The 24,999-nt window shown below is 29.1% G+C and carries 28 protein-coding genes; 15 read left to right on the top strand and 13 right to left on the bottom strand.

Annotated features, from left to right (window positions below; all coding sequences use genetic code 11):
* Nucleotides 1–15 precede the first annotated feature (15 nt).
* Genes crtID through ACH5TX_RS03805 form a run of 4 tightly spaced genes read left to right on the top strand, consistent with a single transcriptional unit; the run spans nt 16 to nt 3,475 of the window.
* Nucleotides 16–1,479 (top strand): bifunctional phytoene desaturase/3,4-desaturase, encoded by a 1,464-nt coding sequence (gene crtID, locus ACH5TX_RS03820; RefSeq protein WP_439338218.1) that lies wholly within the window; start codon nt 16–18, stop codon nt 1,477–1,479.
* A gap of 1 nt (nt 1,480) precedes the next feature.
* Nucleotides 1,481–2,320 carry a phytoene/squalene synthase family protein gene (locus ACH5TX_RS03815; RefSeq protein ID WP_439338217.1) on the top strand — a complete coding sequence of 280 codons (840 nt, stop codon included), beginning with the start codon at nt 1,481–1,483 and terminating at the stop codon, nt 2,318–2,320.
* Between the two features lie 9 nt (nt 2,321–2,329).
* A complete protein-coding gene (locus ACH5TX_RS03810) occupies nt 2,330–2,779 on the top strand; it encodes a sterol desaturase family protein (protein ID WP_439338216.1) in 450 nt (149 codons plus the stop codon).
* A gap of 3 nt (nt 2,780–2,782) precedes the next feature.
* Nucleotides 2,783–3,475 (top strand): lycopene cyclase domain-containing protein, encoded by a 693-nt coding sequence (locus ACH5TX_RS03805; protein ID WP_439338215.1) that lies wholly within the window; start codon nt 2,783–2,785, stop codon nt 3,473–3,475.
* On the opposite strand, the gene ACH5TX_RS03800 is transcribed toward ACH5TX_RS03805, so the two are convergent.
* From ACH5TX_RS03800 to ACH5TX_RS03760, 9 genes are all read right to left on the bottom strand, one after another.
* On the bottom strand, nt 3,472–4,437 hold the full coding sequence (locus ACH5TX_RS03800; protein ID WP_439338214.1) for a D-2-hydroxyacid dehydrogenase: 966 nt from the start codon (nt 4,435–4,437) through the stop codon (nt 3,472–3,474). The two genes, ACH5TX_RS03805 and ACH5TX_RS03800, sit on opposite strands and share 4 nt — an antisense overlap.
* A 48-nt stretch (nt 4,438–4,485) precedes the next feature.
* Entirely contained in the window at nt 4,486–5,046 is a 561-nt protein-coding gene (locus ACH5TX_RS03795) for a TlpA family protein disulfide reductase (protein ID WP_439338213.1), read from the bottom strand.
* 88 nt (nt 5,047–5,134) lie between these two features.
* Entirely contained in the window at nt 5,135–5,995 is an 861-nt protein-coding gene (locus ACH5TX_RS03790) for an anti-sigma factor (protein WP_439338212.1), read from the bottom strand.
* A gap of 86 nt (nt 5,996–6,081) precedes the next feature.
* Entirely contained in the window at nt 6,082–6,189 is a 108-nt protein-coding gene (locus ACH5TX_RS03785; RefSeq protein ID WP_439338238.1) for a hypothetical protein, read from the bottom strand.
* Nucleotides 6,149–6,754: a Crp/Fnr family transcriptional regulator gene (locus tag ACH5TX_RS03780; protein WP_439338211.1), complete on the bottom strand. Its 606-nt coding sequence runs from the start codon at nt 6,752–6,754 to the stop codon at nt 6,149–6,151. The genes ACH5TX_RS03785 and ACH5TX_RS03780 overlap by 41 nt, the downstream gene beginning before the upstream one ends.
* 119 nt (nt 6,755–6,873) lie before the next feature.
* Entirely contained in the window at nt 6,874–7,299 is a 426-nt protein-coding gene (locus tag ACH5TX_RS03775; RefSeq protein ID WP_439338210.1) for a DUF5606 family protein, read from the bottom strand.
* A gap of 57 nt (nt 7,300–7,356) precedes the next feature.
* A complete protein-coding gene (def, locus tag ACH5TX_RS03770) occupies nt 7,357–7,947 on the bottom strand; it encodes a peptide deformylase (RefSeq protein WP_439338209.1) in 591 nt (196 codons plus the stop codon).
* 83 nt (nt 7,948–8,030) lie between these two features.
* The gene (ruvX, locus tag ACH5TX_RS03765; RefSeq protein WP_439338208.1) at nt 8,031–8,441 is read right to left on the bottom strand and encodes a Holliday junction resolvase RuvX; all 411 of its coding nucleotides are present in this window, start codon (nt 8,439–8,441) and stop codon (nt 8,031–8,033) included.
* A gap of 114 nt (nt 8,442–8,555) precedes the next feature.
* Entirely contained in the window at nt 8,556–8,873 is a 318-nt protein-coding gene (locus ACH5TX_RS03760) for a hypothetical protein (RefSeq protein WP_439338207.1), read from the bottom strand.
* 330 nt (nt 8,874–9,203) lie between these two features.
* On the opposite strand from ACH5TX_RS03760, the gene ACH5TX_RS03755 reads away from it, so the two are divergent.
* The 4 genes from ACH5TX_RS03755 (at nt 9,204) to ACH5TX_RS03740 (ending at nt 12,647) form a co-directional block, all read left to right on the top strand.
* Nucleotides 9,204–10,019: a 2,3,4,5-tetrahydropyridine-2,6-dicarboxylate N-succinyltransferase gene (locus tag ACH5TX_RS03755; protein ID WP_439338206.1), complete on the top strand. Its 816-nt coding sequence runs from the start codon at nt 9,204–9,206 to the stop codon at nt 10,017–10,019.
* Nucleotides 10,020–10,135: 116 nt separating this feature from the next.
* Nucleotides 10,136–10,816 (top strand): phosphocholine cytidylyltransferase family protein, encoded by a 681-nt coding sequence (locus tag ACH5TX_RS03750; protein ID WP_439338205.1) that lies wholly within the window; start codon nt 10,136–10,138, stop codon nt 10,814–10,816.
* Entirely contained in the window at nt 10,816–11,862 is a 1,047-nt protein-coding gene (locus ACH5TX_RS03745) for a CDP-glycerol glycerophosphotransferase family protein (RefSeq protein WP_439338204.1), read from the top strand. The genes ACH5TX_RS03750 and ACH5TX_RS03745 overlap by 1 nt, the downstream gene beginning before the upstream one ends.
* A 53-nt stretch (nt 11,863–11,915) precedes the next feature.
* Nucleotides 11,916–12,647: a glycosyltransferase family 2 protein gene (locus ACH5TX_RS03740; protein ID WP_439338203.1), complete on the top strand. Its 732-nt coding sequence runs from the start codon at nt 11,916–11,918 to the stop codon at nt 12,645–12,647.
* On the opposite strand, the gene ACH5TX_RS03735 is transcribed toward ACH5TX_RS03740, so the two are convergent.
* Nucleotides 12,644–13,399 carry a lipopolysaccharide kinase InaA family protein gene (locus ACH5TX_RS03735; protein WP_439338202.1) on the bottom strand — a complete coding sequence of 252 codons (756 nt, stop codon included), beginning with the start codon at nt 13,397–13,399 and terminating at the stop codon, nt 12,644–12,646. The two genes, ACH5TX_RS03740 and ACH5TX_RS03735, sit on opposite strands and share 4 nt — an antisense overlap.
* A 34-nt stretch (nt 13,400–13,433) precedes the next feature.
* Entirely contained in the window at nt 13,434–14,087 is a 654-nt protein-coding gene (locus ACH5TX_RS03730; RefSeq protein ID WP_439338201.1) for a DUF1919 domain-containing protein, read from the bottom strand.
* A 104-nt stretch (nt 14,088–14,191) separates the two neighbouring features.
* On the opposite strand from ACH5TX_RS03730, the gene ACH5TX_RS03725 reads away from it, so the two are divergent.
* Genes ACH5TX_RS03725 through ACH5TX_RS03710 form a run of 4 tightly spaced genes read left to right on the top strand, consistent with a single transcriptional unit; the run spans nt 14,192 to nt 17,746 of the window.
* Nucleotides 14,192–14,752 (top strand): L-threonylcarbamoyladenylate synthase, encoded by a 561-nt coding sequence (locus ACH5TX_RS03725; protein ID WP_439338200.1) that lies wholly within the window; start codon nt 14,192–14,194, stop codon nt 14,750–14,752.
* A 17-nt stretch (nt 14,753–14,769) separates the two neighbouring features.
* On the top strand, nt 14,770–16,191 hold the full coding sequence (locus ACH5TX_RS03720; protein WP_439338199.1) for a CCA tRNA nucleotidyltransferase: 1,422 nt from the start codon (nt 14,770–14,772) through the stop codon (nt 16,189–16,191).
* A complete protein-coding gene (locus ACH5TX_RS03715; RefSeq protein ID WP_439338198.1) occupies nt 16,178–17,194 on the top strand; it encodes a COX15/CtaA family protein in 1,017 nt (338 codons plus the stop codon). Before ACH5TX_RS03720 ends, ACH5TX_RS03715 begins: the two co-directional genes overlap by 14 nt.
* Nucleotides 17,195–17,230: 36 nt before the next feature.
* Entirely contained in the window at nt 17,231–17,746 is a 516-nt protein-coding gene (locus ACH5TX_RS03710) for an IS1096 element passenger TnpR family protein (protein ID WP_439338197.1), read from the top strand.
* Here ACH5TX_RS03710 and ACH5TX_RS03705 read toward each other — a convergent pair whose 3' ends face one another.
* Nucleotides 17,747–18,805, bottom strand: a complete 1,059-nt coding sequence (locus ACH5TX_RS03705) for a hypothetical protein (RefSeq protein ID WP_439338196.1) — start codon at nt 18,803–18,805, stop codon at nt 17,747–17,749.
* A gap of 125 nt (nt 18,806–18,930) precedes the next feature.
* On the opposite strand from ACH5TX_RS03705, the gene ACH5TX_RS03700 reads away from it, so the two are divergent.
* From ACH5TX_RS03700 to ACH5TX_RS03690, 3 genes are read left to right on the top strand one after another with little or no spacing between them, the layout of a single operon-like run.
* A complete protein-coding gene (locus ACH5TX_RS03700) occupies nt 18,931–19,827 on the top strand; it encodes an ABC transporter ATP-binding protein (protein ID WP_439338195.1) in 897 nt (298 codons plus the stop codon).
* A 19-nt stretch (nt 19,828–19,846) separates the two neighbouring features.
* Nucleotides 19,847–20,671 carry an ABC transporter permease gene (locus tag ACH5TX_RS03695; RefSeq protein WP_439338194.1) on the top strand — a complete coding sequence of 275 codons (825 nt, stop codon included), beginning with the start codon at nt 19,847–19,849 and terminating at the stop codon, nt 20,669–20,671.
* A 24-nt stretch (nt 20,672–20,695) separates the two neighbouring features.
* Nucleotides 20,696–23,425 carry a T9SS type B sorting domain-containing protein gene (locus ACH5TX_RS03690; protein ID WP_439338193.1) on the top strand — a complete coding sequence of 910 codons (2,730 nt, stop codon included), beginning with the start codon at nt 20,696–20,698 and terminating at the stop codon, nt 23,423–23,425.
* 11 nt (nt 23,426–23,436) lie between these two features.
* Here the strand turns inward: ACH5TX_RS03690 and ACH5TX_RS03685 are convergent, their stop codons facing one another.
* Entirely contained in the window at nt 23,437–24,810 is a 1,374-nt protein-coding gene (locus ACH5TX_RS03685; protein WP_439338192.1) for a serine hydrolase domain-containing protein, read from the bottom strand.
* Nucleotides 24,811–24,999: the final 189 nt, after the last annotated feature.

The raw sequence follows: 24,999 nt of genomic DNA, 5'->3' as shown, positions 1-24,999 counted from the left end.
TATTTGTTAAACAATATGGAAAAAACTATACATATAATTGGATCTGGTTTCTCTTCATTAGCTGCTTCTTGCTACTTAGCTAAAGCCGGATACGACGTTACTGTTTTTGAAAAAAACAAAACTATTGGCGGTCGTGCTAGACAACTAATAAAAGAAGGATTCACTTTTGATATTGGACCAACATGGTATTGGATGCCTGACGTTTTTGAACGTTTTTTTAATGACTTCAATAAAAAACCATCAGACTATTATCAATTAGAAAAGTTAAACCCTGCTTACAGCGTTTATTTTGGAAAAGAAGACTCTATAACCATAGAAGATACCTTAGATAAAATAAAAATTGCTTTTGAAAAAGAAGAACCAGGTAGTTCTAAAAAATTAATTCAATTTATAGCTCAAGCTAAAAGTAATTATAACATTGCAATTAAAGATTTAGTATATAACCCCGGTGTATCTCCATTAGAACTAGTGACTCTCACAACTTTAAAAAAGTTAAATCAGTTCTTTGGCAACATTAAAAAAGATGTCAATAAGGAATTTAAAAACAAAAGGCTCTCTAAAATTTTAGAGTTCCCTGTATTGTTTTTAGGTGCTAAACCAAGCGATACACCTTCTTTTTATAGTTTTATGAATTATGCCGATTTTGGTCTTGGCACATTTCACCCTAAAAAAGGGATGTATCAAGTTATTCTAGCTATAGAACAGTTAGCAAAAGAATTAGGTGTAAAAATAAGAACAGAAGAAACTATAGAAAAAATAATTGTTGAGAATGGTGTTTCAAAAGGAATTATAGCTAACGGAAAAGAATATAAATCTGATGTGGTACTTAGTGGTGCCGATTATCATCATACAGAAACGCTTATAGAAAAGCCATTCAGACAATATTCTGAAAGCTATTGGAATAAAAAAACATTCGCCCCATCATCTTTACTATTCTATGTTGGGTTTGATAAAAAGCTAAAAAATGTAAATCATCACACCTTATTCTTTGATGTAGATTTTGATGTACATGCAGAAGAAATTTATGATAATCCGAAATGGCCAGAAAACCCATTATTTTATGCAAGTTTCCCTAGTAAAACAGATAATAGCGTAGCTCCAGAGGGAAAAGAAGCTGGCATTTTCTTAATTCCACTAGCTCCAGGTTTAAAAGACACTCTAGAATTAAGAGAAACATATTTTAATAAAATTATACATCGTTTTGAAAACTTAACATCTCAAAGAGTAAAAGAAAGTATTATATTTAAAGAAAGCTTTTGTATAAACGATTTTATAAAAGATTACAACTCCTACAAAGGAAATGCTTATGGAATGGCAAATACCTTAACACAAACAGCTTTTTTAAGACCTAAATTGAAAAGTAAAAAAGTAAAAAACCTATTTTTTACTGGTCAATTAACAGTTCCAGGACCAGGTGTACCACCATCTTTAATTTCTGGTAAACTTGCAGCCGATTTAATAACTAAATACCATAAATAGCATGAAAGCAATATTTGATACGGTTTCTTATAATTGTAGTAAGCTTGTTACTAAAACATATAGCACGTCTTTTTCACTTGCTACTAAAATGTTATATAAAACTATTAGAGAAGATATTTATAATATTTACGGTTTTGTACGTTTTGCTGATGAGATTGTAGATTCTTTTCATGATTATGATAAAGAAATGCTATTCAATAAATTTACTGATGATTTAGAAAGCGCTTTAAAAGATAAGATAAGTTTAAACCCTATTTTAAACTCGTTTCAATACACGTTTCATAAAAATAATATTGATAAAAATTTGGTTGATGCATTTATGAAAAGTATGCGGTTAGATTTACATAAAACAGATTATTTAACTGATGAAGAGTACAAAGACTACATATATGGTTCTGCAGATGTAGTTGGATTGATGTGCTTAAAAGTATTTGTTAAAGGAGATGATGAAAGGTATGAAATTTTAAAGGATACAGCTATGGCTTTAGGATCTGCATTTCAAAAAGTCAACTTTTTAAGAGACTTAAAAGCAGATTTTGAAGGTTTAAATAGAACCTATTTCCCTAATACAGATTTAAAAAACTTAGACGAAACATCAAAACAGCAAATTATTGATGATATTGAACAGGATTTTAAAAAAGGGTTAAGCGGTATAAAAAAGCTACCTATTGAAGCTAAATTTGGCGTATTTATGGCATATCGTTATTATAGGCAACTTTTAAAGAAACTAAAAAAAACGCCTGCGTTGAAAATTAAAAATACAAGAATACGAGTTTCTAATCCTAAAAAAATAGAACTCTTAATGCGTAGTTATGTAAAATACCAATTAAATTTAATGTAAATTTAAATCATGGAAACTTTACTTTGGATATTTGTTTTTTTGGCTACCTATTGCTTTATGGAATTTATGGCGTGGTTTACACATAAATATGTTATGCATGGTTTTTTATGGAGTTTACACAAAGACCATCATAAAAAGGACCACGATAGTTGGTTTGAACGTAACGATACCTTCTTTATTTTTTATGCTGTAGTTAGCATTGGTTTCTTCTTACTTTGGAAACACACTAGTTTTTGGCAAGGTTTACCTATAGGCTTAGGAATTTTCGCCTATGGTTTATCATATTTTCTAGTTCATGATATATTTATACACCAACGTTTCAAATTATTTAGAAACGCTAATAATTGGTATGCAAAAGGTGTAAGACGCGCTCATAAAATGCACCATAAACATATAGGAAAGAAAGACGGAGAATGTTTTGGGATGCTATTTGTTCCTTTTAAATATTTAAAAAAATAGTAGATGGATTATTTATACCTTCTATTAAATTTAGGTTCATTATCTATCCCGTTTCTTTTTAGTTTTCACCCTAAATTAAAATTCTACAATTATTGGAAACCATTATTTTTAAGCATTGTCATAAGCATGCTTATTTTTATTCCATGGGATGTTATTTTTACAATTAAAGGCATTTGGGGCTTTAATTCAACCTACTTTTTAGATATAAAAATTTTAAACTTACCTCTAGAAGAATGGTTATTTTTTATTTGCATTCCGTATGCATGCGTATTTACACATTATTCAATACTTCATTATTTTCCTAATTTAAAATTACCTAGAGCTACTTCTAAAACAATTTCTTATTTATTGCTTCTGGCATTTTTAATAATTTCAATATCCCATTATGATAAATGGTACACTTTTGTGAATTTTATTTTAGCAGCCCTATTAACAGCTATAGTTATTACTAAAAACCCAGAACTTTTAAGATCTTTTTTTCTCACCTTTTTAATAATGCTGATTCCTTTTTTTATAGTTAACGGTATACTAACAGGAAGCTTTATAGAAAATGAAGTTGTTTGGTATAACAATTCTGAAAATTTAAACATCAGATTATTTACCATTCCAATTGAAGATACCGTTTATGCGTTTACACTTATTCTTCTAAATCTATTTATTATTAATTTAATACAGAATTCAAAAACGAAATCTTAAGCATTTACAACATTTATAGGACTTCCGTTTAAATAAGCCTCCAAATTTTTAACTGTAATATTCATTAATCTTGTTCGTGCTTCTTTAGGCGCCCATGCTATATGCGGTGTTATAATACAGTTTTTGGCGTTTAATAATGGATTCTCAGCTTTAATAGGTTCTTCTGAAACCACATCAACAGCCGCTGCAGAAACTTTTCCTGAATTTAAAGCATCTGCTAAATCTTGCTCAACCACTAAACCACCTCTCGCTGTATTAATAATCATTACACCATCTTTCATTTTCATAATATTATTAGAATTAATGATACCTTCAGTACTCTTAAAAAGTGGGCAGTGTAAACTTATAATATCTGATTTAGAAAACAATGTATCCAACTCAACCTGTTTACAGGTATCAGATTCTAATTCTGGTTTCTTACTTCTATTATTAAATAAAATATTTAAACCAAATGCTTGTGCCACTTTAGCAGTAGCTTGCCCAATACTACCAAAGCCAATAATACCCATTGTTTTTCCTTGAAGTTCAACCAAAGGGGAATCCCAAAAAGAAAAATCTAAAGATTTTGTCCATTTACCGCTTTTCACGGCATTATTATGATCTCCTACATGATGACACATTTCTAACAATAAAGCCATTGTAAACTGAGCAACAGAAATAGTACTATATGCAGGAACATTAGTAACTATAATTCCTTTTTCTTTTGCAGCTAGAACATCTACAACATTATAGCCTGTAGCTAAAACACCAATATATTTTAAATTTGAAACCCTAGTTATCACTTCTTTTGGAAGAAGCGTTTTGTTGGTATAAACAATATCGGCATCACCAATTCTTTTTATAATCTCTTCTAAATCAAATGGCGTTCTGTCATAAACTAACAAATCACCTTGCTGTTTTAAAGTGTCCCAGCTAAGATCTCCTGGGTTTAAAGTATAACCATCTAAAACTACTATTTTCATACCTATTCTTTTTTTACTATTTAAGACAAAACTAATTACAGTTATTGACTAATTCAACAAACTATCAATAGTCTTTCTTACTTTTTCACTATTCCAATTTGCAGCTCCGTTTTTATCTATAACCACATTACCTTCTTTATCTATTAAAAATGTTCTAGGAATAGAAGAAATATTAAAAAATTCTGGATATGCCTCATGTGGCCTAAACACTTTAAAAGTGTAATTATTTTTCTTTAAAAACGGATTAATTTCGCTATAATAATCGTTAGTTATAAAAATAAATTCTACTTTGGTATTATAATCTTCATATAATTTCTGAATACTTGGCATTTCAGCAATACATGGGGGACACCAAGTTGCCCAAAAATTTATAAAAACCACTTTTCCTTTTGCTTCTTCAAAATTATAAATGTTATTATTTTCATCTATTAAATTCCAATTATAACTATCAATCTTAGTTAATTTTTCGTTGTTAACAGTTACAGATTTGATTAAAGCTAACCCTTTTTGCAAAAACACTTGAATAGGCTGGCGTGATTGCGGAAAAATGAACAAGGCTATAACTATTAAAAATATAATATTGTTTCTTTTTTGTTTTGTAATTTTCATTAGTTCATTTTTAATTTTAAATAAAAAAAGCATAATATCTATATCGAAACTATGCTTTTTATCTAACAAAACAAATTATCTGATTATTTTATCTCATAACATTTCCTGACAAACTTACAACGGGCCCTGTACCCATTGTTAAAGTAACATGATCTACTGCATCTGATGGTACAACATGAGCTAAAGGTTTTAATGTAAATGGTGCTGAACTATTATCTGGATATGGCTCTACCGAAACAACAATGGTTGCTCCTCTTAAATCTGTTGGAAAAGTTAATCCTGATGGTGCATTTTGAAGATAATCTTCTCCTGGAAATGCAGGACCATCTCCTAAATCACCTTTAAATAATGTTGTTGCTGCGTTGTCATCAAAATCATCAACATTTGTAAATGTACCAGAACTTAAAGGTATACCGTTAATTACAGACCAACCTTCATATTTCCATCCGTTAGGTAAAACGGGTAAATCTAAACCAACTGCTGGCGATCCACTTGAAAGGTCTAAAAACCATACACCACTTCGCTCATCATTATTTGAACCATTAGTAGGAGTTGCTAAAATATACTTACCAGAACTAGCATCAAAGTCTGCTACAATTCCGTTAGAACTAACACTTGCTTGGTCTCCTGAAAAATCGCCAGCTAAAATCTTAGTAGCTGCTGGATCTGGATCTGAATCCACAGCAGGTTCAATAGAAAGTACAAATTTTGTAGCATTTGCTAATTCATCAGCATCAACTGTAAAAGATTGCGGAAATGTTACTGAAGAAAAAGTGCCTGTAGAAACTGGTGCTCCATTTACAATAATCCACCCTTCATAAACATAATCATCTCCTAATGCTTCTAAACCTGATAAATTCAAGGTCAATTCAGAGGTACTTGCCATACCTTCATTATTCTTGTCGCAAGATGTTACTAAAATTCCTGTTGCTAAAATTGCAAAAAACATTTTTTTTATCATCACTATTATTTTTAAAGTTATTTATACTTCAAAAGTATAGTTAGATACTTATATAAAATGTTAGCTATCTAACACTAAGCAATATTTTTATAAATTCTTATTTCTTTTCTAGAAAACTCAATCACTTTTTCCTCTTTTAGTTCATTTAATAGAATGTTTAATGTAGGCCTTGAAGTTCCTATTAAACATGCAATGTCTTTCTGAGTATAAGGGTGTGGGATTACTTTGTCTCCTGTTTTTTTTACAGTCATAACCATAATCTTCACATAAGTCTTCTAAAAAATCAAGAAGACGTGCTTTTGTATCCTTAAACAATAACAACTGCAAACGTCTCTCTAATTTTTTTAATTTAAACCCAATTATTTTATATATTTTAAAACTAAATGCTTGATTATCTCTCATCAAACCATGCATAGTATCAATACTTATAGGACATATATTTGTACAATTATCAATAGATTGTGCAAATTCTTCACGTTTTGTTTCACCAAGAATAGCCGTTTCTCCAAAGAGTTCTCCACGGGTTAAAATTGCTTTAACAACTTCTTCCCCATCTTCACTATAATAACCAATCTTTACCTTACCTCGTTCTATTAAATAGACCTTATTAGAACTATCTTCTTCAAAATATATGTAGTCTTTCTTTTTATAGGCATCAAAACTATGATCTGTTTTATAAGCCTTAAATTTATGCGGGCATAGTTTTCTAAAAAGATTTACATCATCAAAAAACCAAATTGATTTCATATTGTTAAACTATTGTTTAATTAGCTTTTTAAAAGTCGGAAAGAGTACCTAAAGCTTACAAAAAAGCATAAAAAAAGCCTCCTTATTTAGGAGGCTCTTTAATATAAAATCATTCTATTTTATTCTTCTTCATCAGAAACAACTTCTTGCTCCTCTTGAATACCGTCTAACAAATTATGTTGTTGCAGTAAATTATACCATTGTATAACCTTTTTAATATCACTTGCATATACTCTATCTTCATCATATTCTGGTAAAATACCAAAGAAATACTCTTCTAATTTGTCTTTACCATCTTTAGGTTTAACAGATGTTGGTTGTCCGTTTTCCTTTTCTTTAATAGTTTCAAGAACTTGTTTTAATGGCACTTCTTCTGTTAAGGTATAAATAGCAATTTCGCTTAAAACACTAACATTTTGTCTTACGCTTATAGATATACGTTTTTTATCTATTAATGATTCTGCTACAAAACCACCTCGGGTTTGAGTTACTAATTTGTATAATCCAGGTTTTCCTCCTATTGCTAATATCTTATCTAAACTCATAAATTATTTTTTATTGAAAGGCGCAAATATCATCTGTTTATTGATGTCTTGCAAATATTATCTTCTCTTTTTTTGAGCAGGGAAACGCATTCTATAATCTACATTTATTTTCCCTTTTGAAATATTACTCAACCTACCTTTTATTAAACGCTTTTTTAAAGTGGAAAGTTTATCTGTAAATAAAACACCTTCAATATGATCGTACTCATGTTGAATAACTCTTGCTCTTAAACCATCAAAAGTTTCAGTATGTTGCTTAAAATTTTCATCAAGATATTCAATGGTTATTTTTGGTTGTCTAAATACATCTTCTCTAACATCAGGAATACTTAAGCAACCTTCATTAAAAGCCCATTCATCACCTTCTTCTTTGGTTATTTTTGCATTTATAAAAACACGTTTAAAATCTTTTAAGTTATTTTGCTCTTCTTCAGATAAATCTTCATCTTCAGAAAAAGGATTTGTATCTACTAAAAACAAACGTATTGGCAAGCCTATTTGAGGTGCTGCCAAACCAACACCAAAAGCATTGTACATGGTTTCGAACATATTAGTTAAAAGTTCATCGAGTTTAGGATAATCTTTAGTAATATCTTCTGCTTTCTTTTTTAAAACGGGGTCTCCGTATGCTATTATTGGTAAAATCATTATTAGGGTATGTGTTATCAATTGCAAAAATACAATATTTAGAAACTGTATTTATGACTAAAATATACTTTTTAAGTTTTTAGCTATTTTGAATATAAATAACTTTGAAGAATAAGCGTTGCACTAATCTCATCTACAAGCGCTTTGTTTTTACGCTGATTTTTTTTCAAACCACTATCAATCATCGTTTGAAAAGCCATTTTAGAAGTAAAACGCTCATCTACTCTTTGCATAGGTATATTAGGAAATTGCTTTTCTAACTTAACCAGAAAAGGCAAAATTAATGACTCACTCTCTGATGCTGTATTATCCATTTGTTTAGGCTCTCCTACCAAAAACAATTCTACCTGTTCTTTACTAGTATAGTCTTTTAAAAAAACTAATAATTCTTTAGTATTTACAGTTGTAAGGCCAGAAGCTATAATTTGTAGCTCATCTGTTACAGCTATTCCTGTTCTTTTTAAACCGTAATCTATTGCTAAAATGCGAGCCATATATAAAATTTATGCAAAAATAATGTATTAAAATAAAAAAGACCGTCTTTTAAGACAGCCTTTCTTCAATAGTTTAACCTTGGATATTAATATTTGAATATGATTTTTTTTTAATTAAGCCTTAATAGCTTTATTAATTTTAGGGAATACTAATTTTAAGTTATCAACTTTTCTTTCTCTGTTTAAGTAAATTCTAATATCACTACTACTACGTGCTACAGATTTTTTTAACTCAGAAGCATCAATTAATAATACTTCTTTTTCATTTACTACATCAGTTGATTCTTCAACAGTTACAATAACTTTGTTATCATTATTAGAAACAGATACAGTATCATTAGTCTCAACTTTTACAACTTCAGAAGTGCTTTGTGCATTTCCAAAAGAAAAAGAAAGTAATAAAATTAATAATATGTATAAATTTGTTTTCATTCTGTTTATCATTGTTTGATAGTCCAAATATATATCCAGACTAAGGGTTACACACAAAAAATTAGTTGTAACACTTTTAATTTTCGTTTAGTAGTGGAGTTACTAATTTTTACCGACAAACAGTTTAAACGCTTATTTATTCGATAAAAGACAGATTTATTTACATTTCATCCTTAACCTCAGTAGATAAAAAGATAAAGAGCTTCTTTAACACTATAAAAAACAAGAAATAATTAATCATGTTCTGCAGATAAACTATCATATTATTATGCCTATTTCATTCCTGTTTTTAAATGATACCTATTATATTTGTCAAAAATTAAATTACAAATGACTGAATTAAGAGATATTATAGAAAAAGCTTGGGAAAACCGAGAACTTTTAAAAGAAGAAAAAACTACTACTGCCATACGTAAAGTGGTTGATTTACTAGATAAAGGTGAACTAAGAGTTGCTGAACCAACTAGTGATGGTTGGCAAGTAAATGAATGGGTAAAAAAAGGTGTTGTGTTATATTTCCCAATTCAAACTATGGAAACCATAGAGGTTGGCCCTTTTGAATTCCACGATAAAATTCCATTAAAAACAGGTTATAAAGAAAAAGGTATTAGAGTAGTACCACATGCAGTAGCAAGACATGGTGCTTATATTTCTCCAGGAACAATATTAATGCCAAGTTATGTAAATATTGGCGCTTATGTAGATGAAGGTACTATGGTTGATACTTGGGCTACTGTTGGTAGTTGTGCTCAAATTGGTAAAAATGTACACTTATCTGGTGGTGTTGGTATTGGTGGTGTTTTAGAGCCATTACAAGCTGCTCCTGTAATTATTGAAGACAATGTTTTTGTTGGCTCTCGTTGTATCGTTGTAGAAGGTGTACATGTAGAAACTGAAGCTGTTTTAGGTGCTAACGTTGTTTTAACAATGAGCACCAAAATAATTGATGTAACTGGAGACGAACCTATAGAAATGAAAGGTCGCGTTCCTGCACGTTCTGTAGTTATTCCTGGAAGTTATACTAAAAAGTTTGCTGCTGGAGAGTTTCAAGTGCCTTGTGCTTTAATTATTGGCAAACGTAAAGAAAGTACCAATAAAAAAACATCGCTTAACGATGCGCTTCGTGAAAACGATGTAGCTGTTTAATTTTTTTTTTAAATAGCTTTATAACTATTACTAGTTTCATTATTTCAAGTCAATGGTAAATGAAACTAGTAATTCTCTTTTTATTTTTTTTATAAATAAAGTAATACATTTAGAATATGAAAATTGTCATTCTTGCTGCGGGTATGGGTTCTAGGCTAGGTAATCCTTTCCCTAAACCTTTAACACCTTTAAAAAACGGAAAAAGCATAATGAAAATGCAAACCGATAATATAGCTTCAAGATATAATATTGACGACATTAGTGTAGTGGTTGGATTTAAAAAAGACTTAATTATGGAACGCTTTCCTGAGCTTTCTTATGTTTACAATCCTTTTTTTGATAGAACTAATACGTCTAAAAGTCTATTACAAGTATTAAAAAAAAATAGAGATAAATCTGTACTTTGGTTTAATGGCGACGTTGTTTTTGACGAAAAAATATTAGATATATTAAATCCTTTTATAAAAAACAATCAATCATTTGTGGCAGTAAATACCAGTAAGGTTGCAGATGAAGAAGTAAAATATACTTTAAAAGAAGGTTTTATAGATGAATTATCAAAAACAGTAGAAAACGGACTAGGAGAAGCTGTTGGAATTAACTTTATTTCATCTAATGATATTCAAAATTTCATTGAAAGATTAGAAGAATGTGACGCTAATGACTATTTTGAAAGAGGGTTAGAATTGGCTATTGAAAAAGATAACCTAAAAATAAAAGCAGTAGATATTTCTAAATACAATTGTATGGAAATAGACTTTATTGAAGATCTTGAAAATGCAAATAACTTGTTATAATGAAAGCAATTCTTTTCTGCCAGAATAATTATGCTTTTGCAATTCTAGAACCTATAAAAAAAGTTTTAGAAGGTAAAAACGATAATTACATCTGGTTTATTAAAGAAAAGATTTTAAACGATTTCCCTTACAAGAAAGATAATTACACCACTAAAATATCAGATTTAGAAAATTATAATAGTGATGCTATTTTTGTTCCCGGCAATGAAGTTCCTTATTTTTTAAGAGGGTTAAAAACTCAAGTTTTTCATGGGCTAGCTGGCGAAAAAAAAGGTCATTTTAGAATACGCCACTATTTCGATTTGTATCTTACACAAGGTCCTTATTTTACAAATAGATTTAATGATTTAAAAAGTATTCATAAAAACTTTGAGGTTATTGAAACTGGTTGGCCAAAGCTTGATATCTATGGTCAAGATAAAAGTTTGTACAATTCATACAAAACTGAATTACTTGACAAGTATAAAGCTAAAAAAGTTATTCTTTATGCACCTACGTTTTCACCAAAACTAACTTCTGCTCCATTTTTAATTAATCAAATTAAAAGTCTTGCTAAAAATTTAGATTATATCATTCTATTAAAATTTCATCCTTTAATGGATCAAGAATGGATTAATCGTTATAAAGAATTAGCCAATGAAGTTCCAAATATCATTTTTCAAAACGAAAAAAATATTATTAAGTTTTTATTAATATCAGATATATTAATTAGTGATACGTCATCAGTAATTTATGAATTCATTTTATTAGACAAACCCGTGATTACATTTAATAGTATTTCTGAAAATATCAAATGGGAAGACTCTAATAATTATAATCAATTAATAGAATTAGTAGACACGAATTTAACTAAAGACCCTTTTGCTAAATCTAGAGATATAATTGTTAAACAGTTTCATCCATATAACGATGGCAAATCTGCAGAACGCATGGTAGAAGCTGTCAAATCCTACATTAGCACAAATGGAATTCCTTTAAAAAGAGAACTTTCATTTTTAAGAAGATTAAAAATACATTCCAAGTTTGGAAGGCCTAATAAAAATTAGAACCCAAATCTAAAAGTAATTTGAAAAACACCAGCCCAAAAATTTCAGCTCTAATGATAACTTATAATGAAGTTAATCATATTGATGAAGTTATAGAAAACATAAGTTTTACAGATGAAATCATTGTAATTGATTCATTTAGTACAGATGGGACCATTGAAAAATTAAAAAGTCATAAAAATGTAAAAACTATTTGTCGTGAATTTAAAAATTTCACAGATCAAAGAAATTTTGCACTACAACAAGCCTCTAATGATTGGGTTTTATTTATAGATGCTGATGAACGTTTAACACCTAGTTTAAAAAAAGAGATTACTACTGAAATTACTAAACCGCATAACGATATTGTTGGTTTTATGTTTAGACGTGAGTTCTATTTTAATCAAAAACGAATACGGTTTAGTGGCTTTCAAACGGATACTACTTATAGATTATTCCAAAAACAATTCATAAAATACAATGAGGCTAAAATTGTTCATGAAATGCCATTAATTAAAGGGAAAAGTAAAATTTTAAAAAGCAAAATGTTACACTATTTTATTGACAATGCAGCACATTACAAATCTAAAATGGAACATTATGCTACACTTAAAGCATTAGAAATTCACAAAAAAGGAGTAAAACCAAATTTCTTTCATTTCTATTTTAAACCTTTCTATAAGTTTATTTACAATTATTTTATTAGACTAGGAGTATTTGACGGAAAAGAAGGATTTACACTATGCTATTTAAGTGCTTATGGTGTTTATTACCGCTATGTTGAATTAAAAAAACTTAATAGTTAAGACTTCCAGAATTTTAGTTTCTTTTTCAATCGCTTTTTTCTATGAAATTTCTCTTGAAAAGCTTCAGTTTCATTCCACATTAAATTGAAAATTTTATTATAATCTTCACCAGAACATTTAGCATATTCATCACTCATAACTTCTACCATAGATTTATGTATTGTTAATCTTGTGAAGTTTTTAATTCTAGTTTCAAAAGTTAATAGTCCAAAATTCATTCTATTCAAATCAACTAAATAAAAATCATACGTATCACCATTCTTTTTAATCAAAGTGTTTCCTGGAGAATGATCTAAAAAGTTTATACCCTTTTCGTGTAAACTAAAAGTAAATCTTGTAAAAGCACGTAGTATATTTTCGTAATCAGGTATATTAAAATCTGTTGTAAGCTCCCTATAAGTAAAATCACAATCTAATTGCTCACTTATATAAAAACTCTTTTTGAAAAGAAAAGGTGTTTTAAACTCAAAAAAAGCTATAGGTTTTGGAGTTCCAACATCCATTTTTATTAATTTTTCCGCATATTCATAAGAGCGTTGCGCTTTACTTTTCCTGAAAAAATTATAAACTATCTGGTTAACTATATTTGGAACTTTAAATGCTTTTATATTCAACACAAGAGCATCAACATTAACAATTTTGATAACATTACGTTTCCCTACTCCTCCTTCAATAGAATCAAAATTGTGAATTATTTCAGTTAGATATTTCTTCTGTAAATCATTTTGTTTGTTATTAAAAACACTTTTCATTTTGCAATATTACAAAGTTTTAATTCTAAAAAACTTAATTTGCTAACCATTTATTAAGATTAAAATATATAAATGTTATTTTAAACATTTTTTTTCCATTGGGTACAAATTTTTTATTGTTTTTATGCGACTCAAAAACTTTTATATGATTTTCTTTTTCCAATTCAGGATTACTATCTAATGCAAAAGAAATTTTATTTTTAAATGGTAATTTATGAAACGCTTGTATACAATCTATTGTAACACGTTCTCTATCACATATTTTAAAAAAATAATTATCTAGATTTTTTTCAGCTAACATTCTAGTTCTTCTACGGTTCCATTTATCATTAGCTTCTTGCTCATTATCAAAGTGAGTAAAATGTATCTCAATATCATCTAGTAAAGCAACTGGATAATTTTTAATCCTATCCGGATACTTAGAAACAGGTACAAACTTCAATTCTTGTTTTAAATAATATTCAAAATTAGAAAGCATTCTCAGGTAACAAGGTCCATATATAAACAAACCAATAAAAGGAGAATTATAAGGTCTATTGTACCATTGATACAAAGCTCCTCCCCAACAGTTATTAGAAATAATAACGAATTTTTTATCTCTTAAAAGTTTTATGTCTTTTTTGCAAAAAATGCTCCTAAAAGCATGCCTTATTTTCCTTTTTATAAAAACTTCTATTTGTCTAATCATAAATCATATACCCCAAAAACATAACAATTATTAGCTTTAACAAAACTACAAAGTTTTATAGAATGTAAAAAACTAATAGTAAATTTGTCTCTTTAATTTTTTCAATGCAAACAGAAATAAAAAAAGCTTTACAAATTTTAAAAGAAGGGGGACTCATACTCTACCCAACAGATACAGTTTGGGGTATTGGATGCGATGCTACAAATACCGAAGCAGTTAAAAAAATTTATGAGCTAAAACAACGTGAAGATAACAAAGCTCTTATATGCTTAGTTACAGATGACAGAATGCTTAAAAAGTATGTAAAAAACATACCTGAAGCAGCTATTAGTATTATTGGCATCTCTGAAAAACCAACAACTATTATTTATGACGATGCACAAAATTTAGCATCAAATTTAATGGCAGAAGATGGTACTATAGCCATTAGAATTCCTGATGATGAATTTTGCTATCAACTTTCTAGAAAACTTAACGGTGCCATAGTATCAACCTCTGCCAATATAAGTGGTCAACCTACTCCAAAATCGTTTAAAGAAATAGCGCCAGAGGTTTTAAAAGGTGTAGACTATGTTGTAAATTTGCAACGCGAAAAAATCTGCAATAAACCATCATCAATTATTAAATTGAGTAACAATGGTATTGTTAAGATTATTAGAGAGTAAAACCTCAAACATCACTAATGAACTACAAAGAAGCTTTACAAAATCCCATTTTTAAAATCATATCTCAATCTGCTAAAGAATTACAATTAGACAGTTATGTTATTGGTGGTTTTGTACGCGATTTTATTTTAAAACGAGATAATTCAAAAGATATAGATGTTGTAGCCATTGGTGATGGTATAAAGCTAGCAAAACAAGTTGCTAAAAACTTACCTAATAAACCAAAAGTACAAGTATTTAAAACTTACGGTACCGCTATGCTTCTTTACAATGATATAGAAATTGAATTTGTTGGAGCTCGTAAAGAATCATATGATGAAAATAGCAGAAACCCTGCTGTAGAAAATGGTACTTTAGAAGACGACCAAAACCGAAGAGATTTCACTATTAATGCATTGGCTTTAAATTTAAACGAGTCCCATTTTGGCGATTTACTAGATCCGTTTAATGGCATACAAGACTTAGAAAACAAGACAATAAAAACGCCTTTAGACCCTGATATTACCTATAGTGACGACCCGTTACGTATGATGCGTGCTATTCGGTTTGCAACGCAACTTAACTTTGAAATTGAAAAAGAAAGTTTAGATGCAATAAGTAGAAATTCTAGTCGGATAAAAATTATTACTAACGAACGTATAGTTGTTGAACTTAATAAAATTTTAGAAAGTACAACACCTTCTATTGGCTTTTTACTTTTAGAACAAACAGGATTACTACAATATATTTTACCAGAACTAACTGCTTTAAAAGGTATTGATGAAGTTGAAGGACAACGCCATAAAGACAATTTTTATCATACGTTAGAGGTGGTCGATAACATTTCTAAGCACACTGATAACCTATGGTTACGTTGGGCAGCTTTATTACATGATATTGGAAAAGCCCCTACTAAAAAATTTAGCAAAAAAGTTGGATGGACCTTTCATGCTCATGAATTTGAAGGTTCAAAAATGGTCTATCATTTATTTAAAAGGTTAAAAATGCCTTTAAATGATAAAATGAAGTTTGTTCAAAAATTGGTATTTATGAGCTCACGTCCTATTGTACTCGCTCAGGATATGGTAACAGATTCTGCAGTACGCCGTTTAGTTTTTGATGCTGGCGATTATGTTGAAGACTTAATGACACTTTGTGAAGCAGACATCACTACTAAAAACCCAAAAAAATTCAATAAGTATCATAACAACTTTAAAATTGTACGTGAGAAAATTATTGAAGTAGAAGCACGCGACCAAGTAAGAAATTTTCAACCACCAATTTCTGGTGAAGAAATAATTGCTGCTTTTAATTTAAAGCCGTCTCGAGAAATTGGCATTATTAAAGAAGCAATAAAAGAAGCCATTTTAGAAGGAGAAATTCCTAATGAGCATGAAGCTGCTTATACTTTAATGCTAAAAAAAGGCAAACAACTAGGTTTAACATATGAAAAAGGATAACAAAAAAGTCATCTACTGGCTATTCACAGGGTGTTTACTAATTTTTATCATGGTAGTTGTAGGTGGTATTACCAGACTTACACACTCCGGACTTTCAATATCAAATTATAAACTCATTTCTGGCACCATTCCTCCTATGAATGATGTTGAATGGCAAGAAGCGTTTGAATTATATCAACAATATCCAGAATATCAAAAACTAAACAATCATTTTTCATTACAAGATTTTAAGGATATTTACTTCTGGGAATGGCTTCATCGCTTTATTGGAAGAATGATTGGATTAATATTTTTACTGCCATTTTTATACTTTTTAATAACCAAACAATTAAGCAAACCAACTATTAAAAAGGCAATTATTCTATTAGCTATGGGTGCTTTTCAAGGCTTTATGGGCTGGTACATGGTAAAAAGTGGTTTGGTTGACAATCCAGATGTAAGTCATTATAGATTAGCTGCACATTTAACAACGGCTTTTGTAACGTTTGCTTATACATTTTGGGTTGCTTTAGACTTAATGTTTCCTGATAAAAAAGAAATTAATAATAAGTTTAGAAATTTTATAAGAATAGCACTTGCCATTTTATTATTGCAAATTATTTACGGGGCTTTTGTAGCTGGTTTAGATGCTGGTTTTATTCATAATCATTGGCCTATGATGAGCGAAGGTAAATTTATGCATCCAACGGTTTACATAGAACAAAGTCCTTTATACAAGAACTTTATAGAAGGTAAAAGTGGGGTTCAATTTGTTCATAGAATATTAGCATTTATTGTGGTAATATTTATTTACTTAATTTGGAAAAAATCAAAAGCAATAGAAATAACAAAACTGCAATCTAGCGCTGTAAAAAGTTTACTCATTATATTAGGTATTCAATTTTTATTAGGTGTTTTAACTATTTTATTACATGTTCCTGTTTGGTTAGGAGTTGCTCATCAAGTAGGGGCTTTTATCTTGCTAAGCGCTATGACATTTACTTTGCATCGTTTTAGTAAATAACTAAAATAGCATACATTTGCACTTTAATTTATTACCATGATTTACAGATTTAGAGTTATACTTGATAATGATACCGAAGATGACATTTTCCGCGATTTAGAAATTCGAGAAAGTGATACTTTAGAAGATTTACATAACATTATTACCCAATCTTTTGGGTTTGATGGCACAGAAATGGCGTCATTTTATATAAGTGATGACCAATGGAATCAAGGTGAAGAAATTTCATTATTTGATTTAAGTGAAGATAATTCGGCTCGTTTAATGAATGAAACATCTATTGACAGTGTTGTTCATGAAATGCAAACTAAGCTTATTTATGTTTACGATTTTTTAAGCTTATGGACTTTTTATGTTGAATTAGCTGAAATTGTTGAAGAAAACAATGCTGTAGATTATCCTAATTTAATGTTTGTTCAAGGTCAAGTTCCTGATGCTGCACCTAATAAAGTTTTTGAAGCTGATGATGATTCAGATGAATTTAACGAGTTTGAAGATGGTATTGACATTGACGATTATGACAACCTAGATTTTGATGAACACTGGAATTAACTAATATTTTTTAGGTTTAAAGTTTTCATAATTACGAGTTAAATATTCTAAAGATCTCTTTAATATTTTCCCCATAGATTTACATTTTAAAAAACTTTCATCTAAAGTATATTCATAAATTTTAGATTTTAACAAATCAATATTTTCTGGTTTCGAAATAGTATCGTTAACCATACAGTCTAACAACTTCCCTATTCTTATATGAGAACTTTTTACACGTTTTACAAGAATAGAGCGCTCCTCAATTTTATACTGATCAATAGATAATTTCTGAAAAGTATCAGATACTAATTCAACCATTTTTTGGTTTTCTTTAAAAAATTGAGGTCTGTAAATATTAAACTTTCCTTCGTATGATTGCTGATCAAAATCAATAGCTCGTATTTTATAAACTACATGATCAAAATCGTGCGTGGGTACAATAACATAATTATACGACCGCATGTCTCCTAAAAGTCTAATCATACAACGTTCATTAAACTTTACAAACTCCTTCGCAATTTGTGCTTTTTCAGATTTAGCACATTTAGGAAGAAACTTTTTTATAAACTCATCACCAGGTATTCCGGCAATATGTTCTTCAATTAACGTATCTCCATGCACTAAAAAGTTTAAATTATAAGGAGAAAGCATATGCTCTAACTCTAAACCATAAACACGAGAAGCATCAGCTTGTTTTATATAGAAATACGTAAAATTATCGTTCAAAATATTTCTAATCTTTATTCTAAAAGGTTTCGAATTTCCAAAGGTGCAATAGTCAATAGCATCTACACTTAAAAAAGAAAAAGCAGTCTCACTTCCATCAGAATGTAAAACAGTATATATTTTTTTTAGAGCTAATTCTATTTCCTCTCTTTCAAATTCGTTGTAGTAAACACGAATCCATAAAGTATCGTTATCATCTTTATCATAAACAACAATCGATCCTTGAAAACGCAATAAATCATCATAAAAAAGGGGTATTTCTATATTTCTATTATACCTCGCTAAATAATTCTGTAATTTAGGAATTATGGAATATGATGGTTTTCTTTTAGATATTTTTAAATCTTGCATAGCTATTAAAACTTAGTCAAATTTAACATTTTTATTGTTAAGCTTGTAACAAAAACTAAAGAGTATCGTCGTACTTTAATAACTAACCTATGTTGATTTTTAATCAACATAAAAAAACATAACATTTGGACTCTATTCTTACCATTAATAATCTTACCAAAAAATTCGGGTATTTAACAGCTGTCAAAGACTTATCGTTTACAATAAAAAAAGGTAATGTATATGGCATTTTAGGACCAAACGGTAGTGGAAAATCTACAACACTTGGCATGGTTTTAAATGTTGTAAATAAAACCGAAGGCAATTTTCATTGGTTTGAAGGAAACACCTCAACACATAATGCTTTAAAAAAAGTAGGTGCCATTATTGAACGCCCTAACTTTTATCCTTACATGACAGCGTATCAAAACTTAAAGTTAGTTTGCCAAATTAAAGGAGTTGATTTAAATAAAATTGATGAAAAATTAGAGGTTGTTGGTCTTTTAGATAGAAAAGATCATAAGTTCAAAACCTATTCTTTAGGAATGAAACAACGTTTAGCCATAGCTTCTGCCCTATTAAACGATCCTGAAATTTTAATTCTTGACGAACCTACAAATGGTTTAGACCCTCAAGGCATTCATCAAATACGAGAAATAATAAAACAAATAGCTGCAAAAGGCACTACTATTTTATTAGCATCTCATTTATTAGATGAAGTTGAAAAAGTATGCTCACATGTTTTGGTACTTCGTAAAGGTGAAAAATTATATTCTGGTCGTGTAGATGAAATGATTTCTAGTCACGGTTTTTTTGAATTAAAATGTAACAAGCAAGACGAACTAATTGCTTTTATAGAAAAAAATACTGCTTTTGGAAAAGTTAAAATTGAAGATGATTTAATTACTGCTTTTTTAAATGAACCATTAAAATCTGAAGATTTCAACAAACAGCTTTTTGAAGCAGGCATCATTTTAACGCATTTAGTACAACGTAAAGAAAGCTTAGAAGAGCAATTTTTACAATTAACAGATAATAACTAACACAACCAAAGCATACCACATGTTACGACTTTTAAATTTAGAATTACAAAAACTATTACTCAATAGAACTAGTAAAATACTAATATTTGTATCTTTTATTTTACCATTCTTTGTAATATTATTATCATCATTAAAAATTAATGTCTTTGGTTTTTTCACTCTAGAACTTGGTGAATTAGGCATTTTCAACTTTCCAATAATCTGGCACTTAACAACTTTTTTTGCTTCACAATTCAAATTCTTTTTTGCAATTGTAGTGGTTAGTATGATTGGTAACGAATACAGTAACAAAACCATAAAACAAAACTTAATTGATGGTTTAAGTAAAAAAGAATTTATTCTATCTAAGTTCTATGCCATTGTTTTCTTTTCATTAGTTTCAACAATATTAATAACTTTAATATCATTCTGCATTGGAATATATTATTCTAGTTATAACGAAATAAGTATTATAATAAGAGAAACAAACTTTTTAGCAGCATACTTTGTGAAACTTGTTGGCTTTTTTAGTTTATGCTTATTTTTTGGTATGCTAGTAAAACGATCTGCTTTTGCTTTAGCATTCTTATTCATCTTATATATTTTAGAATGGATTATTTTCGGACTTATAACATGGCAATCTAATGTAGAAATTGCAGAAAAAATTCAAAATTTCTTCCCACTAAAATCTATGTATAAGTTAATTGATCAACCTTTTCAAAGAATTGCAATGACTAAATTTCCAGATAAAGTTGACTTATCATACGACTACGCCGTACACTGGTACGAAATAGCTATTGTACTTGGTTGGACAGCTTTATTTATCTTTTTATCATACAGGTTGTTAAAAAAACGAGATTTATAATTTCTTTTAATAGCTTTGCTATTGATGAAAAAATTAATAGTAATCCTCGTTTTTATTAGTAGTATGGCTTCTTTTGCTCAAAAAGAAGCATCAAATTGGTATTTTGGTAACAATGCTGGTATAAGTTTTAATGCAGATGGTAGTGTTTCTCCATTAACCAATGGTAAATTAAATACTATTGAAGGTTGCGCTTCTATTTCTGATGCGAATGGAAATTTATTGTTTTATACAGACGGTATTACTGTATATAATAAAAACCATACTGTAATTGCTAATGGATTATATGGAGATCCTTCAAGTACACAATCGGCTATTATTGTACCAAAACCTGGAGATCCTAGCATTTATTATATTTTCACTATTGATACATCTACTCGTAACGACCCTGATTATGGATTTAATTATTCTATAATAGATATCTCTTTAAATAGTGGCTTAGGTGGTATTACATTAAAAAACAGCAACCTCCTTCAGGATAGCTCTGAAAAAATATCTGCAGTAGTAAAAGATTGTAAAACACAGTCTATTTGGGTTATTACTTTTGCTAACCCTACTGGAACTAGAACAGGAACGTATAATACATTTCATGCTTTTGAAATCAGTAACTCAGGGATAAACACAACACCTGTTTCTTCTACATTTACAGATATAAATATCGAGGACCGCAGAGGTTATTTAAAAATATCGCCTGATGGAACTAAAATGGCTTGTGCTAACAGTAGAAGTGGTTTATTTTTATATGATTTCGATGCATCAACAGGGATAGTAAGTAATCAAACTAAATTAGCTATAAGTGAAAGAAACACATATTCTTATGGTGTTGAGTTTTCTCCTAATAGTCAATTACTATACATTCATGCTTCTAACGATTTTTTTGATCCAAATAATCCTTCTAATAATAATATTCCATCTAACCACAATTCTTCTCTAATACAATACAATTTACTTGCTCCAAATATTGATTCATCTGCAATTATTATTGACAACAAACAATTATATAGAGGAGCTCTACAACTTGGACCTGATGGTAAAATATATAGAACATTAAGTACAACTTATAGTTCTGGCACATCGTACTTAGGAGTTATTAAAGACCCCAATAACATAGGAGAAGCATGCAATTACCAACACAATGCCGTTAATTTATCTCCTAACACGTCTTCTCAAGGATTACCTCCTTTTATAACGTCTTTTTTTGCTGAAAAAATTGATATTGTAAATAATAGTACTAATATCTTTTCTACATCTTTATCTTTATGTGATGGAGACACTTATACTTTAACAGCTAATAATATTTCTGGAGCTACTTATATCTGGAAACGTAATAACGTTATTTTAACTGAAAACGATTTTGATTTAACTGTTTCACAAGATGGGTTATACGAAGTATTTATTGACCCAAACACAGGAGATTGCGACAAAAAACTTGAAGGACAAGCATACATAACTTACACCCAAAGCCCTATAGCTTATGACTACACTTTAGTTCAATGTGATGAAGATGGTATCTCTGGAGGCTTTACAAGATTTAATTTAAATGAAGCATCAACCTATTTAACTGGAAACATCCCTGATCTTACCGCTAAATTCTATACAGATAATGCGAGAACTAATGAGATTACCGACCCTAGTTCTTATAATTATGATGCAGATAACCCGCAACCTATCTATGTTAAAATCACTAATAACAAAACTGATTGTTTTGACACTTCAGAATTAACACTTCAAGTTAGTAATACTCAAATTAACAACTTTTCAGCAACTCCGCTTTGTGATGAAGTAAATTCTGAAGATGGTATAAATACATTTAATATTGATGATATTACTTCTGAAATACAATCTCTTAATAATATAACATTACCAATCACCTATTTTGAAACTTATGATGATGCTTTATTAGAAAAAAATAATTTAGGATCTTCATTTACTAATACAATTGAATACGAACAAACTATATACGCACGTATTGAAAACGATAATAACTGCTATGGTATTAGCGAGGTATATTTAACTGTAAATAAATTACCAGAAATAGACATTGAAGATTCAACCTATTATTGTTTAAACTACTTTCCTAAAACCACAACTATAAATGCTGGTATTACAAATGATTCTCCTAATAATTACACATACAATTGGTCCACAGGAGAAAGCTCTTATGAAATTGAAATAAATAAAATAGGAATTTATAATGTAACTGTAACTAATAAAACTACTGGATGTTCAAAAGACAGAACTATTACAGTTGAAGCTTCAAATACTGCAACTTATGATAACATAAATACAGTTGATGCATCTAATAATAATACTATTACTGTACTTGTTCATGGAGAAGGAATATATGAGTTCGGGTTACTAAATAAAAATAATACTTTATTAAGAGCTTATCAAGAAAGTAACATTTTTGAAAATGTTAGCCCAGGTATTTATACAGTTATTGTAAACGATATAAAAAACAATTGTGGCTCGGTACCACATAAAGTTTCTGTTATAGGTTTTCCAAAAGTATTTACTCCTAATGGAGATGGGTTTAATGATACTTGGCAAGTACAAGGAGTTTCTAGCATGTTTCAACCTAACACTAAAGTACTCATTTTTAATAGATTTGGTAAATTAATTAAAGAAATAAACCCTTTAGGAGAAGGCTGGAATGGCTTATTTAATGGCGAAGTTTTACCATCTGATGATTATTGGTTTTATGTTACCTTACAAGATGGTCGAATATTTAAAAGTCATTTCACTTTAAAAAATTAATATTTTAATATTTAAAAAGCAGGTAAAATATAATTTTCCATCATTTCTATAGGTATAGACTTTTTAGAATTAAAATTACCTCCAGTAAAAACAGCTACTAAATTGAGTTCTTTAATTACAAAAATAAATTGACCTCCATATCCAGCCGCATAATAACAATTGTATTTCTTTTCACCAACATTAAAATCTCTTATCCACCATTGATAACCATATGAGCTGTTTGTAGACACATTTTGATGGGCAATCGTAGATTTATCTACCCAAGCTTTTGAAATCACTTGAACATTTTTCCACTTACCATTGTTTAAATAAACTTGTCCTAATTTCAGCATATCTCTTGGAGTATTTCTAAAATCTAAAGGCTCTCCAGTACCAGGAAGTGCTTCACTTTCAACCAAAACAGAATAATTATTTCTTGCAAAAAATTCAAAATCAACATCAATCGCATTCATTACAATTCTATTTAAAACAAAAGATGTACCTGTATTATACTCAAAAACAGTACCCGGAACATTTTCTAATGACTTAGATAACACATAAGTATGCGCAGTAGAAAATGGGGTATTGTAAAAACCTCCTAAATCTGTTCCTTCATTCCATTCTAAACCTGAAGACATATCCAACAAATGTTCCAATAAGATTTCTTCTTTACCATTTTTTGACAAATAATCTAAATCAGGAAACAAAGCATATAATGGCTCTTTATCATTGTCAATAAAACCTTTGTCAATTGCTATACCTAATATAGCTCCTCTAAAGGTTTTATTAACAGACTGTAACTCATGTGGAGTAACCCTATCGTAATCAATATGTTGACCAAAAGAGTTAGTTCCTGAAAAATATTCTTCTAATACCAATTTATCGTTTATTGATAAAAGAACAGAATGAATTTCCTTATAATTTCCTTTTCTAATTTCATCTATTCCTTCAAAAACTGTATTCTTATTTGTTAAAAAACCATCAATTTCTGATGACTTCCACCCATCCTCATTTTCTTGAGGAATCATATAGTTATATTTAGCAATAGCATTAATTAAAACTGAAGATGTTTCATTTAAACTTGAAGAGATTTCTATTGTATTATTATAACTTAATCCTAATTTCCATGATATCGTCGCAATTCCATCTTCATTAGTAAAAATTGATTCTCCAGAATTTAAATTTCCTTCTCCAGAAATAACTTTTATATTTAATTTAGCATTAGCGACACTAGCCCCTAGATCATCTTCAACTTTAACTACTATATCTTCAAATAGAATCATATTTTGTAATCCTATTTGATCATTCCCCGAAACTAAAATTAAATTATAATTAGAAAACTCTTCAAACTGAATATTTTTATTACAACCAACAAATAGTAATAATAATACGATATAAAATTTCATATAAAAACATTTCATCTTGTTTATCAACTTTTTTTAATGATAGCATTTTTTTTAAATTTAATTAATATAATCCTCTAAACAAAATTATTATAATCAATCTCTTAAATTTTTAATTCCATAAAAAAATTTAACTAAAAAATAATAAATAAATAAAACAATTATAATAGATTTGAATATTCACTATTAAGT

It is taken from the genome of Thalassobellus citreus, assembly GCF_044385915.1.
In the GTDB taxonomy this organism is placed as follows: domain Bacteria; phylum Bacteroidota; class Bacteroidia; order Flavobacteriales; family Flavobacteriaceae; genus Thalassobellus; species Thalassobellus citreus.
The sequence above is the reverse complement of the archived record's forward strand: the minus strand, read 5'-3'. Positions and strand labels throughout refer to the sequence as shown.

What these genes read in the sequence shown, in the direction of transcription:
- crtID (WP_439338218.1), top strand. Translation starts at nt 16, where the DNA reads ATGGAAAAAACTATACATATAATTGGATCTGGTTTCTCTTCATTAGCT.
- ACH5TX_RS03815 (WP_439338217.1), top strand. Translation starts at nt 1,481, where the DNA reads ATGAAAGCAATATTTGATACGGTTTCTTATAATTGTAGTAAGCTTGTT.
- ACH5TX_RS03810 (WP_439338216.1), top strand. Translation starts at nt 2,330, where the DNA reads ATGGAAACTTTACTTTGGATATTTGTTTTTTTGGCTACCTATTGCTTT.
- ACH5TX_RS03805 (WP_439338215.1), top strand. Translation starts at nt 2,783, where the DNA reads ATGGATTATTTATACCTTCTATTAAATTTAGGTTCATTATCTATCCCG.
- ACH5TX_RS03800 (WP_439338214.1), bottom strand. Translation starts at nt 4,437, where the DNA reads ATGAAAATAGTAGTTTTAGATGGTTATACTTTAAACCCAGGAGATCTT.
- ACH5TX_RS03795 (WP_439338213.1), bottom strand. Translation starts at nt 5,046, where the DNA reads ATGAAAATTACAAAACAAAAAAGAAACAATATTATATTTTTAATAGTT.
- ACH5TX_RS03790 (WP_439338212.1), bottom strand. Translation starts at nt 5,995, where the DNA reads ATGTTTTTTGCAATTTTAGCAACAGGAATTTTAGTAACATCTTGCGAC.
- ACH5TX_RS03780 (WP_439338211.1), bottom strand. Translation starts at nt 6,754, where the DNA reads ATGAAATCAATTTGGTTTTTTGATGATGTAAATCTTTTTAGAAAACTA.
- ACH5TX_RS03775 (WP_439338210.1), bottom strand. Translation starts at nt 7,299, where the DNA reads ATGAGTTTAGATAAGATATTAGCAATAGGAGGAAAACCTGGATTATAC.
- def (WP_439338209.1), bottom strand. Translation starts at nt 7,947, where the DNA reads ATGATTTTACCAATAATAGCATACGGAGACCCCGTTTTAAAAAAGAAA.
- ruvX (WP_439338208.1), bottom strand. Translation starts at nt 8,441, where the DNA reads ATGGCTCGCATTTTAGCAATAGATTACGGTTTAAAAAGAACAGGAATA.
- ACH5TX_RS03760 (WP_439338207.1), bottom strand. Translation starts at nt 8,873, where the DNA reads ATGAAAACAAATTTATACATATTATTAATTTTATTACTTTCTTTTTCT.
- ACH5TX_RS03755 (WP_439338206.1), top strand. Translation starts at nt 9,204, where the DNA reads ATGACTGAATTAAGAGATATTATAGAAAAAGCTTGGGAAAACCGAGAA.
- ACH5TX_RS03750 (WP_439338205.1), top strand. Translation starts at nt 10,136, where the DNA reads ATGAAAATTGTCATTCTTGCTGCGGGTATGGGTTCTAGGCTAGGTAAT.
- ACH5TX_RS03745 (WP_439338204.1), top strand. Translation starts at nt 10,816, where the DNA reads ATGAAAGCAATTCTTTTCTGCCAGAATAATTATGCTTTTGCAATTCTA.
- ACH5TX_RS03740 (WP_439338203.1), top strand. Translation starts at nt 11,916, where the DNA reads ATGATAACTTATAATGAAGTTAATCATATTGATGAAGTTATAGAAAAC.
- ACH5TX_RS03735 (WP_439338202.1), bottom strand. Translation starts at nt 13,399, where the DNA reads ATGAAAAGTGTTTTTAATAACAAACAAAATGATTTACAGAAGAAATAT.
- ACH5TX_RS03730 (WP_439338201.1), bottom strand. Translation starts at nt 14,087, where the DNA reads ATGATTAGACAAATAGAAGTTTTTATAAAAAGGAAAATAAGGCATGCT.
- ACH5TX_RS03725 (WP_439338200.1), top strand. Translation starts at nt 14,192, where the DNA reads ATGCAAACAGAAATAAAAAAAGCTTTACAAATTTTAAAAGAAGGGGGA.
- ACH5TX_RS03720 (WP_439338199.1), top strand. Translation starts at nt 14,770, where the DNA reads ATGAACTACAAAGAAGCTTTACAAAATCCCATTTTTAAAATCATATCT.
- ACH5TX_RS03715 (WP_439338198.1), top strand. Translation starts at nt 16,178, where the DNA reads ATGAAAAAGGATAACAAAAAAGTCATCTACTGGCTATTCACAGGGTGT.
- ACH5TX_RS03710 (WP_439338197.1), top strand. Translation starts at nt 17,231, where the DNA reads ATGATTTACAGATTTAGAGTTATACTTGATAATGATACCGAAGATGAC.
- ACH5TX_RS03705 (WP_439338196.1), bottom strand. Translation starts at nt 18,805, where the DNA reads ATGCAAGATTTAAAAATATCTAAAAGAAAACCATCATATTCCATAATT.
- ACH5TX_RS03695 (WP_439338194.1), top strand. Translation starts at nt 19,847, where the DNA reads ATGTTACGACTTTTAAATTTAGAATTACAAAAACTATTACTCAATAGA.
- ACH5TX_RS03690 (WP_439338193.1), top strand. Translation starts at nt 20,696, where the DNA reads ATGAAAAAATTAATAGTAATCCTCGTTTTTATTAGTAGTATGGCTTCT.
- ACH5TX_RS03685 (WP_439338192.1), bottom strand. Translation starts at nt 24,810, where the DNA reads ATGAAATTTTATATCGTATTATTATTACTATTTGTTGGTTGTAATAAA.